The sequence below is a fragment of the Bacillus sp. AC266 genome (assembly GCF_979253805.1).
The window spans coordinates 283,582-299,694 of sequence record NZ_CEEDEC010000006.1; the positions used below are offsets into that span (position 1 = coordinate 283,582).

Sequence of the window (16,113 nt, forward strand, 5' to 3'; positions counted from 1 at the left end):
GTGAAAATACCAAAGAATATTGAAAATCATTTGTTTAATCAATTTAGTAACTTGATTTCAAATGAGAAGAGAGAACGAATGAAGCGTTTATTAAATTTATGTGATATTAATAGGACTTTGATAGGAGATTTATTAATCCGTTCCCTAATTTGCCAAAAATATAAAATTAATAATGAAGAAATTAAATTTATATATAATGAGTACGGAAAACCTTTTGTTCAAAATTTTTCTGACTTTCACTTTAATATTTCGCATTCAGGAGAATGGGTGGTCTGTGCCACTGCTAATTCTAATGTAGGTATTGATATTGAAAGAGTTTCAGACATAGAGGCTCTTAAATTAGCAAATGAATTTTTTTCAGAGGAAGAATTTTATGATTTATCTAATATGAATTCTGATGAACAAATCAATTATTTTTTTGATTTATGGACATTAAAAGAAAGCTATATAAAAACGATTGGTAAAGGACTTTATATCCCGTTAAATTCATTCACTGTAAAAAAAGAGTCACGAACCTTAATTTCATACAAGAATATAACCCAAAACTTTTACTTTAGACAATATAATATTGAGCCAAATTATAAGATATCTGCTTGTGCAACACGTGATGAATTACCGAATGGGATAATAATTAAAGACATTTATACAATTGGCCAAAATATAAACAAATTTTAAAATAAGGAGAAAATCTATGAAAAAGATTAAACTTTTTTGCTTTCCACATGCTGGGGGCTCTGCGTTTAGTTACTCGAAATGGAAAAATCACTTTAATCCACATATTGAAGTAATCCCAATAGAGTTAGCTGGTAGAGGATATAGAATTGAAGAAAGCCTGTACCAGAGTATGGAAGAGGCTGTAAATGATGTCTACAATAGTATAGTTAAGCAACTAGATAATTCGCCCTATATTTTATATGGGCATAGCATGGGAAGTTTGATCGCCTATGAATTAGCTAGAAAAATACAGGATTCTAATAATGTATTGCCTGAATTTCTTGTTTTGTCCGGTAGAAATCATCCTAATAGTAAGATGAAAAATATTCGACATAACCTACCCGATGAACAATTCAAAAATGAAGTTATTGTTATGGGTGGTACATCGTCAAAGGTGTTTCAATCAGAAGAATTATTGGGGATTTTTCTCCCTATTCTAAGAGCTGATTTTAAAATCGTGGAGACATATATACATGACTACAACATGAAAGCATGTGATGTTGATTTTCTGATTTTAAATGGAAAAGACGATGAATTTACTATATATGAAGAGGTGAAAAAATGGGAGCAATACACAAATAAAATGTGTACATTCCATTCCTTTGAAGGTCAGCATTTCTTTCTACATGAAAATATAGAAGAAATAGTAAGCATAATTACAAGAAAGTTCGATTCTCAAAGATCTTCAATTTATGTTGAATATAATAATTGAATAGAGCTATAGGAATTTTCACGAACTCTCAATAACAGATTATGATGACATTCCAAATAACTTAGGTACCTAGCTTTATTTTAGGTGGACTTCACCAGGGGGTGAAGTTTTCTTTTTTATTTTGGTTAATTATTTGATAGGATGATTTATTGTCTTTTGTTTTTTTGTAGGATAGTTCTTCTTGGCACAATTCTCGTTTGTCAGTCTTTTTGGTACTCTTCAGCTAAGTGAGATGGATATGATGAAATAGGAGGACCAATTTTAAAGTAGGATAAGCTGGTTTTTGAAATCGGTATACAGTTCTTTAATAGATATAGTTTTTGTAACATGTCTTTATCTATTGGGTGAAGCATGCGATCTGTCATAATGAAATAATTGTGATGATAGATAAATACTTTCCCTTCAGGTAGAATCGTGTAATTAGATAAATTCGGATAAATAGGTGGTCCGTCTGAAAATTCAGCTAAAATACGTTGCGAAACTTTAATAATTTCTTGAACTGAAAATTTAAATTTGCGAAATGCTATCGTGTTAATAAATGGACGTTTTTGATTATTTTCTATATAGAATAATTCTCCTTTTTCATTTTTTACAACACGTAAATTTGGTATGGGTTCTGTAAGAGTTATAGGTGGTCCTTCTGTATATTTGTAAATAAATGGTTCAGGAATTGGGACAATTTGATTTTGATTATATTTGAAGTAAGAAAGCATTTCTTTTGATAGGGGCCTACGTTTATAATTATCAACTAAAAATACGTCACCTTGTGAATTTCTAAGCAATATACCATTTAAATCTTTAGATGGGAGGTTGGCATATAGATTTTGGAAGGAAAAAGGTGTTTTGAAGGTAATATCGAGCACTTTGTTAATAGGATAGAAAGGTTGGAATGTATTTAGACGTTTCCAAAACATTGCATCTCCATTAAACCAATATAGAGGATCGGTCTCCCAATAATTACTGTATTTTTGATAAACCTTTAATAAAATTCTTCTTGTATGCATAACTGAACAGTGATCCACAACATTTGCAGCTGTATATAAAATTTCCGAGGCCTTCCTTACATATTCATGAGTAGGTTGTAGATTATAATCAACACATTTTACGTGCTGAGAAGAATACACCACATCTATTTCAGGACTATTTTGTAAGAAAGATAACATTTCAGCTAATCTATTTGGAACGTACAAAGTATCGTCAGTTAAATAGCAAATATAATCTCCGCGTGTTAATGGAAGTGCCTCATTGATGAGCGTTGCATATCTTGTGGTTTTGTATCTCTCATTATCTTGAATAAAACTATTCTTATAATAAATTCTAGGGTCATCTAAATACTTTTTTATGATATTTATAGTATCTGGACATGAGTTATCATCCATAATAAAAAGTTCCCATTCATTCAAAGTTTGCATTTGAACACTTTCAATAACTTGATTAATTAAAGAAGGCTTATTATAGCTAGTAAGGATAATTGAAATTAGGGGTTTCAAAGTCGTCACCTCTTCCTAATAATCTGAATCATTTATTAATTATCATTGAATAGCTATTGAATTTAATAAAATACAATGGCTGGATTGTAATAAATGCTTTTATTAATCGAATCTTTTGAGTTAGCTGTTCTTATTTATAAAAAGTTAATGCGCTTTTTGAAGTGAAACCTAATAAATGATTATAATCTTTCATTGATACCTTCCATTTTTGCGCTTGAATAGTTTATTACCTTTTCATAGATATGGTATGGACTATAGCGGATTATACGAAAGATGCAAGGGCAAATAAGATTACTACTTTATCTTTTCATATATATATAAATCTTTTTTAAAATTATAGGAACGGTTCGTCCTTTCTGCTTATATAATAACGTAACTGTTTTGTATTTAATGATAAGGAGGAGAGTAATATTTGCCTAAAATTACAGTTATTATGACAAGTTATAATAAGCCCACATTTGTAGAAAAATCGATATTAAGTGTATTAAACCAAACTTTCCAAGATTTTGAACTTTTTATTATGGATGATGATTCTAACGAAATGACTCAGAAAGTGATTCAACCATTCATAAACAAGAAAAATGTACACTTTTATAAAAGTAATGTAGCCCATATTTCTGAACGAACAAAAAAAGTCAGATATGCTGCTTTAATTAATGAGGCACTTAAACATGCAAAAGGGGAGTATATTACTTATATTACAGATGATAATCAATACGAAAAAGAGCGACTTAGAAAGATGTCTAGTTATCTTGATGAGAATAAAGATGTTCAAATTACTTATTCTGCATCAAAAACGATTCATCTAGATGAGGCAGATTTACCTATTAAAACTGTTAAAAGACCTGCCAAAAAAGTTACTAATAATGCTCCATGTACAATTGATCATTGTTCTATTATGCATAGAGCCTCTGTTTTGCCGATTCTTGAAAAAAGGTGGAGTTCTTACTGGGATGAAGATCCTCAGTTTTATCGTATAGGAGATGCACGCTTTTTTTGGAGATTAAATCATTATTGGGATTTTTATCCTTTAGATGAAATTTTAGATATCAATTATATTACTTCACTTTCAATACATGCGCAGTTATTTGCGGAAGAAAAAAATGAATTTGTACAATTATTACCACCACAAAGAACGTGTAAAGAATTAAGAGAAGACTTAAGAAAAAAAAGAGGGTGAAATGTTGAGTGACATCTATTTGAAAAATTATTGGTTATTAAATCTAGAATATATAGATATTTTTTCTGAATTAAAGCATTATAATGTTCCTTTACCATTACTGAGTAATTTCTATCAATATTTAGAGGAAGATGTAAAAAATAAAATGAAAGAAAAAGATTTTTATAAACAACTGTCAATTGAACCTATAGAGGAAACAAAGTTGCAGTTAGAGTTTGAAAAAAGAATGTCTTCATTTCAATCGAAGATAAAAAGAATAAATCAAAATGGAGCGATTCTCCTGAATTCAGATTATCTCCGTTTTTCATTAAGTAATTTTACTCACTTTAATCCAAATCATACAAAGATATTAACTAGATCAAAAAAGACAGAACTTTATGGTCTTCCTACAATTTGTGCACCAGATTATATAAATAAAGCCCCTAATACTGCACATGTTTTCATCGAAAAGGCTAAAAAAATCTATTCACAGTTTAATAAACATCCACTATTTTCAAACATGTTTTTTCAAAAAAAATTACTCAGTGACCTCCCTATTATGATAGAGAAACTTAATATGGCATATTTCATTTTTAAAGAACAAGTTATTTCTGATGTGATTGTTGGTACAACGGAGGATATAGCAAGCAGAGCTCTTACTTTTCTCTCTAAAAGCGAAGGGATACCGAGTTATTGTCTTCAGCATGGTGCGATAATGGGTGAAGAAGCATACTTTCCAGTTTTCGCTACAAAACAGGTCGTATATGGAAGATATGAACGAGGTTGGTACCTTCAAAAAGGGGTCAGTGAATCTCAAATTGAGATTATAGGACATCCCAGATATGATGACATCTTCGATAGGGCATATATGGATAAAAAGAATCTTTGTAAACAATTAAAAATAGACCCCTCTACAAAAGTGGTTTTTATTGCAACACAGCCATTTAAAACTTCATTCTATATCGAATTGACAGAAAAATTAGTGAAAGACAAAAATATCACAGTTATTATAAAGCCTCATCCTTGGGAAAAAGGGCGTAACCTAGTGGGAGAATATGTTCGGTTAAGTAACGTATATCCTAATGTTAAATATATAACAAATGAAGTGAACATGTATGATGTTATTTTACATGCGAATCTTGTGGTTATTTCTAATTCAACAGTAGGGTTAGAGGCAATGTTATTAGATATACCTGTAGTTGTTTATAAATCGTTATTAGAGGATAGAGATTATAAATATTATGATAAATTAGATTGGCTTGTAAATCACTCTATTGAAGATATGGTGTGCACGATTGAAAAAGTCTTAAACGATTCTTTGCAGTCAAGTCTAGCAAAAGAATTAAGACAACAATTTATTAGTGAAAATTATCCACAAGAAGTAAGCACCAAAAGGTTGCAAGGCTTAATTCAAAGCGCACAAGGATAAACAGTATTTTAAAAAAGGAGGTATTTATATCTATGTTTTTTAAAAATAAAGCCGTTTTAATTATTGGTGGAACAGGAACAATTGGAAAAAGCATTCTTTCTAATGTTTTAGAGGGACAGCCAAAAGTTATAAGAGTTTTTAGTAGAAGTGAATATAATCAATTTTTATTACAAGAAGAGTTCAGGAGTGAAAATAAAAATATTCGCTATTTAATTGGGGATATTCGAAATTATGATCGACTATATAGTGCAATGGAAAATATTGATTATGTGTTCCATGTTGCGGCGATGAAGCATGTTTCATTTTGTGAATATAATCCGTTTGAAGCGGTATTGACCAACATTTTTGGAACTCAAAATGTAATAAAAGCAGCAATTGCCCAGAAAGTAAAAAAGGTAATTTTCACAAGCTCTGATAAAGCAATTTCACCAACAAATAATTACGGTGCAACAAAACTAACAGCTGAAAGATTGATAACATCAGCGGAATATTCAAAAGGATCTAGTGAAACAATATTTGCAAGTGTCCGTTTCGGAAATGTTATGGGATCCAGAGGTTCTGTCATTCCTTTATTTCAAAATCAAATCAAAGAAAATAAAAAAATAACTGTAACAGATCTAAGTATGAGCAGATTTATGATGACACTGAAACAGGCAACAATGTTAACAATTGAAGCAATGAAAATAGCAAAGGGCGGTGAAACCTTTATATTAAAAATGCCAGTTATCTCATTAAAGGATTTAAGTGAAGTGATGATAGAAGAAGTTACAAAGTTGTATAGTTTGTCCAAGGATAGCATTACGGTTGAAGAGATTGGATTAAAACCTGGTGAAAAAATGTATGAAGAACTTATGACACATGATGAATCGTTACAGGCTTTTGAATTACCAGATATGTTTATTATTCCAAGTCCATTAAAAAAGGGTGCTCAATATGAAAATGCTAAAAGAGCGAAGCCAGGATTTTACCGCTCAGATTATCAAGATGCGATTTCAAAAGAAGAGCTGAGAAATTTAATTATAAAACAGCAATTACTAACAGGAGGGGAGAAACTATGAAAATATTAGTAACTGGTGGTGCAGGATTTATTGGTAGGTGGGTTGTAAATCGATTATTGCAAGATAAGCATGAAGTATGGATATTAGACAATTTAGCGAATTCAACTACAGCAAATATTATCGAGTTCGTTCATGATTTAAACTTGAAGCAATGTATACAAGGAGATATTAAAGATAAAAAATTGGTTGACCAATTATTTAAAAATCATTCATTTGATCTTTGTTATCACTTAGCAGCAAGTATTAATGTTCAAGATAGTATAGATGATGCTAGAACGACTTTTGAAAACGATACAATAGGTACTTTTAATTTGTTAGAACAATGTCATAAGCATAATGCAAAAATGGTCTTTATGAGTACTTGTATGGTCTATGATAAAGCTACTAAAATACAAGGAATATCAGAATTGGACCCGATTAAACCAGCGTCTCCATATGCTGGATCAAAAATTGCTGCTGAAAACATGGTTTTATCTTACTATTATGCTTATAAACTACCAGTTGTGGTTATTCGTCCGTTTAATACGTACGGACCATTCCAGAAAACCGGAGGTGAAGGTGGGGTTGTTGCCATTTTTATAAATAATAAGTTAGATAATGTACCACTAAATATTTATGGAGATGGGAAACAAACGAGAGACCTTTTATACGTTGAAGATTGTGCAGATTTCGTTGTGATAGCAGGCTATTCTTCAAAAGCAAATGGTCATATTATTAACGCAGGAACAGGACAAGATATATCAATTAATAAATTAGCAGAATTGATTTCGGGAAATAAATTAAGTATTAAACATGTAACTCATATTCATCCACAAAGTGAAATTCAAAAATTATTATGTAACTATAAAAAAGCAAAAACAATATTAAATTGGGAACCGAAAGTTTCTTTAGAAGAAGGAATTATTAAAACGGAAGAGTGGATTAAATCTTTAAAAATTAACCCTAAGGAGAAAGAATGATGGTCAGGGAAATTCTCGGTATACATGGGGGAAAGCCTGTAAGAGAAATATATTTGCCATATGGTCAACAACAAATTGATGAACATGATATTCAGGCAGTCGTAGATGTATTAAAAGGAGATTTTTTAACGACAGGACCAACGATTCAACAGTTTGAGAAGGCTATAGCGAAATACGTTGGGGCAAAATACGCAGTTTCTTTTTCAAATGGTACAGCGGCTTTGCATGCTGCCTGCTATGCAGCTGGCATCACAGAGGGAGACGAGGTAATTACAACTTCAATGACATTTGTAGCAAGTGCAAATTGTATTTTATACCAGGGTGGAAAGCCAGTTTTCGCTGATATAGACTATGAAACATACAATATCAGTACTAAGTCTATAGAGGAAAAGATTACAAACAAAACAAAGGCTATTATTCCCGTACACTTTACTGGGCAGCCTGTAGAATTAGATACAATAAAAAAAATAGCAAATGAAAATAACTTGATTATCATTGAAGATGCAGCGCATGCATTAGGAGCCACTTATAAAAACCAAAAGATTGGTTCAATTGGTGATATGACAATGTTTAGCTTTCATCCTGTGAAACATATTACAACAGGAGAGGGTGGAATAATTACTACAAATAATACTTTGCTTTATGAAAAGCTTGTTCAATTTCGTACACATGGAATTGAAAGGAATCCTCAAAAACTTCTTGATAATCATGGGCCTTGGTATTATGAAATGCAATTTTTGGGTTACAACTACAGGATGACTGATATACAGGCTGCTCTTGGCTTATCACAGTTAAGTAAATTAGATTCATTCATTAAAATTCGAAAGAAATATGTAGACATATATAATAAAGAATTTAGTAGTCTATCTGAAATCATCATACCAAAGCAATTACCTCATACTCTCTCAAGTTGGCACCTTTATATTATTCGGTTAAATACTAAATTATTGAAGTGTGATCGGAAAGAAATTTATGATGCTTTACAAAAAGAAAATATTGGTGTGAATGTGCACTATATACCGGTACATTTACAACCGTTTTATCAAAAGTTAGGTTATGAAAAGAACCTTTGTCCACAAGCAGAAGATTTATATGAGGAAATTATTACGCTTCCTCTATTTCCTAAAATGACTGAAGCTGATGTATGGGATGTAATAAAAGCAGTGAGAAAAGTTCTTTCTTTTTATAGAGTAGCTAAATATTAAATGAAAGGGGTGTTATGAAAATTGTCAAATAAAAAGTTGCTAAGAGCAGTAACAAAAGTGGATATTAGAAAAGGGGAAATCCTTACAACTGATAAAATAGATATGAAACTAGGTATCGTTGAAAATGCACTTACCCTGCTTGAGTCCGAGAAATTATTACCTCAAGTAGCGTTATATAATTTGCAAGCAGGAACTCCATTAACAAAAGAGAGTATTGAACCTCCGAAAGTAGCAATTATCGTACTTTGCCGATTAAAATCTACAAGGTTGCCTTTAAAAGCAATATTGCCAATACATGGAGTGCCCTCTATAGAACGATGTCTTATAAATGCATTAGCTATCCCAGGAGGACACCCAGTCATACTTGCTACTTCAGATGTAACACAAGATGATCCTTTAGATAATTTTGATTTAGATGGGAAGATTAAAATTTTCAGAGGTGATCCGGAAAATACCGCAGATCGCATACTCAAAGCTGCAAAACAAGAAAATGCAAACATTGTTATACGGATTACAGGAGATTGCCCTGTTGTATCACCAGAAATCAATAGTTATTTACTGGATCAACATTTGAAAAGTGGAACAGATTATACACAAGCACAGTTAAGTACGTTACCTGTCGGAACAGCAGGCGATATTTTCACATTAGAAGCAATCGAACGATTGCTACAAACCCCGAAAACCTTAACCTATACAGAATACCTTCCATTTTATTTTATAAATAATCCTCATTTATTCCGGGTCAATATAGTAAAACTCCCCCCTCCATTTTGTTATCCTTCTTGGAGGTTAACATTAGATGAACAACCAGATTTAGATTTGTTCAATGAACTTTATAAAAATCTTAATGTAAAAACCAAACCTATATATTTTCACCAAATAAAAGATTACATCCTTCGAAACCCTGAACTCATTCAAATCAATAGTCATGTGAAATTAAAATGGGCAAATCAACAATCATTAGTAGATGAGCTAAATAGAGAAACAAAATTATCAATCAATCAATAAATTGTAGTACTTTTAACGAGGAGGGAGTAACTTGCTTGAGAAAAAAATTGTCTTTCGCGCGGATGCATCTATTGAAATAGGTACCGGCCATATTATGCGTTGTTTAACACTGGCTCAGGAGTTACAGAATAAAGGTGCTCAAATTTATTTCATTTGTCGTAGGCTTCAAGGTGATCTTCAGCAATATATTTTAAGTAAGGGATTCCACGTATTTTTATTAGATAGAAATGATGAAAATACTGAATTCTCAAGTACAGTATATGGGAGTTATTTGAATTGGCTAAAATGTCATTGGTTTGTTGATGCACAACAAACCAATGACATTTTGTCTCAACTCCCCCAATTTGATTGGCTAATAATTGATCATTATGGTTTAGATAAAAAGTGGGAGACTGTTTTAAGAAAAACTGTAAAAAAGATTATGGTAATTGATGATCTTGCAGATCGAGTACATGATTGTGAATTGTTACTAGATCAAAATCTATACGAAAGCCTTAATGAACGCTATAAAGAATTAATACCAGAGCACTCTTTAGTAAAATTAGGACCTAAATATGCCATATTACGGCCAGAGTTCCATTCTGCTAAGAAATTTTTGCGAAAAAGAACGGGTACGATTGAACATATTTTTATATTTTTTGGTGGACACGATGTAACAAATGAGACATTAAAAACGTTAAGGGCTATACAAAATATAAATAGTGGTACTTTAAAAATAGATGTGGTTGTAGGAAGCCAAAATCCTCATAAAAAAGATATTCAATCTTATTGCAGGAGCATTTCAAACGTTTCATTTTATTGTCAAATAGAGAATATGGAAGAGTTTATGATACGAGCGGATTTAGGGATAGGAGCTGGGGGCACAACAACATGGGAGCGCTGTTTTCTTGGATTACCTTCTATAACAATTACAACTGCACAAAATCAAATAGAAGTAACCAAAGCTGTGGCAGAGGCTGGAGCTACATGGAATATCGGTACAGCTGAAAGTGTTTCAGATGAAACCATCACGAAATGTCTAAACAAACTTTTAACAGATTCAGATAAAGTGAGAGAAATGTCTAATAAAGCTCTTGCCATAAAGTGTGCCAGTAATTCGGATGAAATAGCAAAAATTATTTTAGGAGGATAGTATGTTAAATATTGAAGATTTCCATTTGGAATGTATAGAAAAGAAAGATTTAAATCTTATTTTAAAGTGGAGGAATACAGAAGAAATTCGTTCTATTATGTACGAAAATCATAAAATAACAATAGACGAACACTTTAACTGGTTTGAAAGACTAAAGTTTGATGACACAAAGATTGCAAGAATATTGATATATAAAGAAAAACCTATTGGGTTTATTAATTTTACAAAGATAAATAAAATGAATCGAACTTGTTATTGGGGATTTTATATAGGTGACAAACAAAGCGTAAGGCGTGCTGGAACTGTATTAGGTATAGTAGCATTAGACTTTATTTTTGAAACAAATGGCATACAAAAGGTATGTGCAGAAATATTAGAATCAAATCGTATTAGTTTAAACTTTCATCAGAAACTCGGCTTCCAAGAAGATGGAAGATATGTGAACCATATTTTCAGGGATAATAAATATATCGACGTCATTACAATGACCCTGTTGCATGAACAATGGATGGAAAGGAAAGAAGCAATAAAAAAAGAACTTGAAGGTGAAAAATATGAGTAATATATATATTAGCGATAGAGAGATTGGCCATAACTCGCCGCCATTTATTATCGCAGAAATGTCGGGCAATCATAATCAATCATTAGATAGAGCACTACAAATTGTAGAGGCAGCTGCAGAGGCTAGAGCACAAGGATTCAAAATTCAAACATATACACCTGATACAATGACTTTAAATATAGAAACTGGTGACTTTTTAATTCAGGATACGAAAAGCTTATGGAAAGGTAAATCACTTTATCATTTATATAAAGAAGCATATACACCATGGGAGTGGCATAAACCAATTTTTGATCGCTGTACAGAATTAGGAATGATACCATTTAGTACGCCATTTGATGAAACTGCTGTAGATTTTCTAGAATCATTGAATGTTTCTTGTTATAAAATCGCATCTTTTGAAAATACTGATATTCCCCTCATACGTAAAGTAGCAGCGACAGGAAAACCAATAATCATTTCGACAGGTATGGCCTCGATTGCTGAATTAGATGAAACAGTAAGAGCTGCGAGAGAAGAGGGATGTAAAGAATTAATTCTATTAAAATGTACAAGTACGTATCCTGCATCTCCAAAATCTACAAATATAGCTACCATACCTCATATGAAGGAGTTATTTAAATGTGAAGTAGGTTTGTCTGATCATACACTTGGGGTAGGAGTATCTGTAGCAAGTGTTGCTTTGGGAGCAACAGTAATTGAGAAACATTTAACGCTTTCGAGGTCTGACGGAGGAGTTGACGCTGAATTTTCAATGGAACCTGCTGAATTTAAATTATTAGTAAGGGAAACTGAAAAAGCATGGGAATCTTTAGGGAATGTATATTATGGACCTACTGATTTAGAAAAAGATTCTTTGAAATTTAGAAGGTCATTATATGTTGTAGAAAACATAAAAGCGGGAGAAGTTTTCACGATTGAAAATATTAAAGCTATTAGACCAGGTAATGGCTTATTACCAAAACACCTATCCAAAATTATCGGAAAGAAAGCGAATAAGGATATTGAAAAAGGAACGCCTGTTTCGTGGGATCTTATTTGATAGAGTACAATTAGATACTACTAGGGATTCGTTGAATAAATTAAAATGCCTATTCAAGAAATTGAAAAGGCATTTTAATTTATTCAGAATGATTATAGAAGAAAAGATATTTTTAATTTAACCGCTCTTCCCGATAGAATTTTCCTTCCTCAAGCGTGTGCAAGGCGATAGCCCAACGGCAGGCGGGAGATGCATTTCGGTTGGCGTAAGCAACATATTTGCTATCATATACTTGTACAGATTGCTCTTTTAGAACTGAAGATATAAGGTTGTTGTAGGAAATTCGTCTACAACGTAAAGTCTTCAACGTTCTATCGTCCTACGCTACTGAAATATGCGAAAATCAAGCAGAGTAAGTAGCCTAGATGTGCCCAACGTACAAATACTATTTTTAAGGGGAGGGACTACCCTATTAGCTTGGTAAACATAAATGGCTAGTAAAAAGCACTTATTTCCCAAGAAGCTCCCACTTCAAGCGTCTGCTAAGTGGTGAGTAGTTCACTAACTTAATGAAGTTGTGATTGTAAAATAGCCGTTATAAAATTGATTCTCTCATGAAAAGTATGCTGTGTAATTACTTTTGTATGAATTTTTTCGACCATTAATCCCTTGAGAATCGTATCATTTAAATGAAAAGATATTTTATTTAAACAGTCATCAAAGCTGTTATAGGATATAATTTCATCTTTATTGAAGAAAGATGAAAGGTCAGATTTTTCTTCAATAATTTGAAAGCCTTGGCAAGCTGCGATATCAAACGTACGATTATTAATGGTATTACTTTTTACTCTATTTTTATTTTTATTCTGTGGAAATAGATAACTACGATGAGGATTTAATATAAGACTAGCGTTATTATAATAGAATGCAACTTCTTGAGGTGGAATCCATTCTTCTATAATCTTAATTCTTCGGTGATTCCGCCATTTTTTAAATAACTTATTTCTCCAATGTTGACCAATTATTGTATAGTGATAAGAGGTTTTTTCCAATAGAAACTGTATCAATTTTACTCGGGTTGGATAAGGATATCCAATGAACAATACTTCGCTTTTATATGTTGAATTTTTTAGACCAGGTTTAAATATATCTATATTAGTTGCTAATGGTAAGTGATATACATTGGTATATCCTAAACTTGTATAATATTTAAGTGCTTCGCTATCAATAGTAAATATAAAATCAAAGTTATTTAATTGAAGAAGAGAAGTATCTATATAAAATGGGTCCTCAGTTAACCATACAGCTAATTTAATGTTCCTATTTTTTAAATATTGAATTGCTTTTTGTGGTATATGATTACCTAGTAAGGTGAAAACAATATCAGGATGAAACGTTGCCGTAATGAAATCCAATTTCTCTATCAATTCCCATGGCTGTACTGCTAACCATTCAAAATTTTGATCGATAAGTGTACTCTGTATGCTTTGATCAAGATAATGGTAAATTTTTGAGTAACCAGAAGTAATGTATAATAGTTTCATATTTCAATCCCTGCTTTAGGTTTAAAATATTTTATATGATAAACGTAACACTTTCTATTTCTTTACAACTGATTTTAGTGATACTTGTAGTAGGAGGAGTAACTGAATTTTCCTCTTCTAATGTGACTATACAATTATTAGGATCAAAATTTGTAAAAATAGCGGGTCCAATTATATTTCCAGATTTACCAGTCACAGTAACAACTTCACCAGGTGGTAAATGTTTAAAAATATGACATGCTCCACCTGAACAACGAAATAAATTGCATAAGAACAAATTTATCCCTCCTTTGAACAATATACTATATCATATGAAAGTATGTAGAATGTTGTGTAGACAAGTAACCTTTAGAAGGAAAATAAAAAGTAAATTAAAGCCAGTTATTGGAATGATAGATACAATAGAATAATACTTTTGGGGGTATATTGATTAGATTTTTTCATGAAAAAAGACATTCATTAGAATGTCTTTACTATGGATCGAATGCGAATCATCTTAAGGGGTGGTTAAAGTAACACTTTCAATATCTTCACAACTTATGAATATAGTATTGGTAGTAGAGGGGGTTATCACATCTTCTTCAACTAATACAACCGCACAAATATTCGGGAAGAAAAGTGAAAAAGTGGCCGGTCCAATAATTTGTCCTGATTTAGTGGTAATTGTAACAACTGTTCCTAATGGCCACGAAGAGAATAAAAAACAAGCTAAACCTGTACATTCTGCCATATTAAACCTTCCTAACTGTAAGTTTTAATTTATATAAAATAGTCCAAACATTTTATAGTATATGTAGTAACAATATGGAATGTTTGGACTATTTTATAACGTAGAAGACACACCTACTCCAAAACTAGAAGAAGCATAGACATAATGGAGGAGCGCCTGCTAATACAGAGCCTGGTGAAGGAATTTAAGTAATACTAATATACAAGTTATAAATTTTGTGTAAGAAAAAAGACTTTGTGATTTACAAGGTCTTTTTATTTTTGTAAAAATACCCCTGTGATTTTTACCTATGTGAATGTATTAGTTGAGAAATTTTCGAGAAGATGCGCCGAAAACAGTTAAATATTTCTTTTTGAAAGTACGATTTGCTATCCATACGATTATTAAGTACATGGTTTATCTAAAATAACTTGATAAATCATATCTATATGGAATGAGAAACAGGAATGTCCTTTATCAAAATAAGAATGTTTATATCATTTATAAGAAAGTACTAACCTAATAATCCTTCTCAATAATGACCAAAATAAAACGTTAATATATATAATTTAAAAGATATGAATCATTACATAAAATCTCCAGTTAAAAAGAATGTATGATGGTAGTGTAATACAAACATCAAGGGGGAACTTAAAATGAAGTTAAATAAATTAATAGTTAGTTGTGGAGTAATTTCAGCATTAACATTTGGCATGTTAGGGAATAGTGCATATGCTGAAGAAGTACAGAAATCAAATGATGCAATCAATGTCATTAAACATGTTCCTACAGACTTATTATTAACTCAAACAATGGATTATACTGGAGAGGCTGTAACCTCTTTTGTATATACGGGGAGTACAGATTTAAGCTTTTTTATAAAAAATAATGGTCAAAATAAAATGGGATATAGCGTAAAAGGTCCAAATAAAGAACCAATCATTGGTGGTTATATAAAACCGGGAGAACAAAAAGTTAATGTTACAAATGTGCGGAATGCGTTATCTCCATTACCGGTGGGAACATATAAAATTTACGTTTCAAATGATGATGGATCTACAGGACAATTCCAAGTTGCGGTAAACTCTTTGAATTAGATTTTTAAAAGCTGTTTTATAAAATAAACTACATCCACCTCTAATTTTTAGGGCACATCTAACCGTTGGGGGTGGATTTAATCGTTTGATATTAAGTGGGTAAGCCTACTTTTTATTGAATAAAATGGACATTTCAAAGAAGTTGATTTAATTTTCGCTTACTAGGAGAGATTATATCGATTCGAGAATTATCCATAAAAGAAAAAACGAGCACTCTTATTCATAGTGAAAGAGTGCTCGTTTTACTACTAATACATAGAAGGAGATATGCTTCCAACCACTTATAAATACAATTTTGTCTTTTCATCGCTAATTGTAGCGGGACATTGGAATAAGGAATGGAATAGATATTA

The 16,113-nt window shown here is 31.6% G+C and carries 16 protein-coding genes; 12 read left to right on the forward strand and 4 right to left on the reverse strand.

Annotated elements, in window-relative coordinates; all coding sequences use genetic code 11:
- Nucleotides 1-675, forward strand: coding sequence for a 4'-phosphopantetheinyl transferase family protein (locus tag AC0IXC_RS23460; RefSeq protein ID WP_412097844.1), 675 nt, complete (start codon nt 1-3; stop codon nt 673-675).
- Nucleotides 676-691: 16 nt separating this feature from the next.
- Nucleotides 692-1,426 carry a thioesterase II family protein gene (locus AC0IXC_RS23465; protein ID WP_326996913.1) on the forward strand — a complete coding sequence of 245 codons (735 nt, stop codon included), beginning with the start codon at nt 692-694 and terminating at the stop codon, nt 1,424-1,426.
- 200 nt (nt 1,427-1,626) lie between these two features.
- Here AC0IXC_RS23465 and AC0IXC_RS23470 read toward each other — a convergent pair whose 3' ends face one another.
- Nucleotides 1,627-2,916 carry a glycosyltransferase family 2 protein gene (locus AC0IXC_RS23470; protein ID WP_326996914.1) on the reverse strand — a complete coding sequence of 430 codons (1,290 nt, stop codon included), beginning with the start codon at nt 2,914-2,916 and terminating at the stop codon, nt 1,627-1,629.
- Between the two features lie 412 nt (nt 2,917-3,328).
- On the opposite strand from AC0IXC_RS23470, the gene AC0IXC_RS23475 reads away from it, so the two are divergent.
- From AC0IXC_RS23475 to pseI, 9 genes are read left to right on the forward strand one after another with little or no spacing between them, the layout of a single operon-like run.
- Nucleotides 3,329-4,096: a glycosyltransferase family 2 protein gene (locus AC0IXC_RS23475; RefSeq protein ID WP_326996915.1), complete on the forward strand. Its 768-nt coding sequence runs from the start codon at nt 3,329-3,331 to the stop codon at nt 4,094-4,096.
- A gap of 4 nt (nt 4,097-4,100) precedes the next feature.
- A complete protein-coding gene (locus AC0IXC_RS23480) occupies nt 4,101-5,504 on the forward strand; it encodes a CDP-glycerol glycerophosphotransferase family protein (RefSeq protein WP_471653483.1) in 1,404 nt (467 codons plus the stop codon).
- A 32-nt stretch (nt 5,505-5,536) separates the two neighbouring features.
- The gene (locus tag AC0IXC_RS23485; RefSeq protein ID WP_326996916.1) at nt 5,537-6,562 is read left to right on the forward strand and encodes an SDR family NAD(P)-dependent oxidoreductase; all 1,026 of its coding nucleotides are present in this window, start codon (nt 5,537-5,539) and stop codon (nt 6,560-6,562) included.
- The gene (locus tag AC0IXC_RS23490) at nt 6,559-7,521 is read left to right on the forward strand and encodes a dTDP-glucose 4,6-dehydratase (protein ID WP_326996917.1); all 963 of its coding nucleotides are present in this window, start codon (nt 6,559-6,561) and stop codon (nt 7,519-7,521) included. Before AC0IXC_RS23485 ends, AC0IXC_RS23490 begins: the two co-directional genes overlap by 4 nt.
- Nucleotides 7,521-8,726: a UDP-4-amino-4,6-dideoxy-N-acetyl-beta-L-altrosamine transaminase gene (gene pseC, locus AC0IXC_RS23495; RefSeq protein WP_326996918.1), complete on the forward strand. Its 1,206-nt coding sequence runs from the start codon at nt 7,521-7,523 to the stop codon at nt 8,724-8,726. Before AC0IXC_RS23490 ends, pseC begins: the two co-directional genes overlap by 1 nt.
- A gap of 21 nt (nt 8,727-8,747) precedes the next feature.
- A complete protein-coding gene (locus tag AC0IXC_RS23500) occupies nt 8,748-9,734 on the forward strand; it encodes a cytidylyltransferase domain-containing protein (RefSeq protein WP_471653410.1) in 987 nt (328 codons plus the stop codon).
- 31 nt (nt 9,735-9,765) lie between these two features.
- Complete coding sequence (pseG, locus tag AC0IXC_RS23505; RefSeq protein WP_326996920.1) at nt 9,766-10,866, forward strand: UDP-2,4-diacetamido-2,4,6-trideoxy-beta-L-altropyranose hydrolase; 1,101 nt, start codon at nt 9,766-9,768, stop codon at nt 10,864-10,866.
- A gap of 1 nt (nt 10,867) precedes the next feature.
- A complete protein-coding gene (gene pseH, locus AC0IXC_RS23510) occupies nt 10,868-11,428 on the forward strand; it encodes a UDP-4-amino-4,6-dideoxy-N-acetyl-beta-L-altrosamine N-acetyltransferase (protein ID WP_326996921.1) in 561 nt (186 codons plus the stop codon).
- The gene (gene pseI, locus AC0IXC_RS23515) at nt 11,421-12,470 is read left to right on the forward strand and encodes a pseudaminic acid synthase (RefSeq protein ID WP_471653411.1); all 1,050 of its coding nucleotides are present in this window, start codon (nt 11,421-11,423) and stop codon (nt 12,468-12,470) included. Before pseH ends, pseI begins: the two co-directional genes overlap by 8 nt.
- Before the next feature lie 506 nt (nt 12,471-12,976).
- Here the strand turns inward: pseI and AC0IXC_RS23520 are convergent.
- The 3 genes from AC0IXC_RS23520 to AC0IXC_RS23530 all read right to left on the reverse strand — a co-directional run bounded on the left by AC0IXC_RS23520 (nt 12,977) and on the right by AC0IXC_RS23530 (nt 14,684).
- Nucleotides 12,977-13,954 (reverse strand): CgeB family protein, encoded by a 978-nt coding sequence (locus tag AC0IXC_RS23520; RefSeq protein WP_326996923.1) that lies wholly within the window; start codon nt 13,952-13,954, stop codon nt 12,977-12,979.
- Nucleotides 13,955-13,985: 31 nt separating this feature from the next.
- On the reverse strand, nt 13,986-14,231 hold the full coding sequence (locus AC0IXC_RS23525) for a CGEA protein (RefSeq protein WP_113769905.1): 246 nt from the start codon (nt 14,229-14,231) through the stop codon (nt 13,986-13,988).
- A 219-nt stretch (nt 14,232-14,450) separates the two neighbouring features.
- Nucleotides 14,451-14,684 (reverse strand): CGEA protein, encoded by a 234-nt coding sequence (locus AC0IXC_RS23530; RefSeq protein WP_326996924.1) that lies wholly within the window; start codon nt 14,682-14,684, stop codon nt 14,451-14,453.
- 635 nt (nt 14,685-15,319) lie between these two features.
- On the opposite strand from AC0IXC_RS23530, the gene AC0IXC_RS23535 reads away from it, so the two are divergent.
- Nucleotides 15,320-15,760 (forward strand): hypothetical protein, encoded by a 441-nt coding sequence (locus AC0IXC_RS23535; protein ID WP_113769903.1) that lies wholly within the window; start codon nt 15,320-15,322, stop codon nt 15,758-15,760.
- Nucleotides 15,761-16,113: the final 353 nt, after the last annotated feature.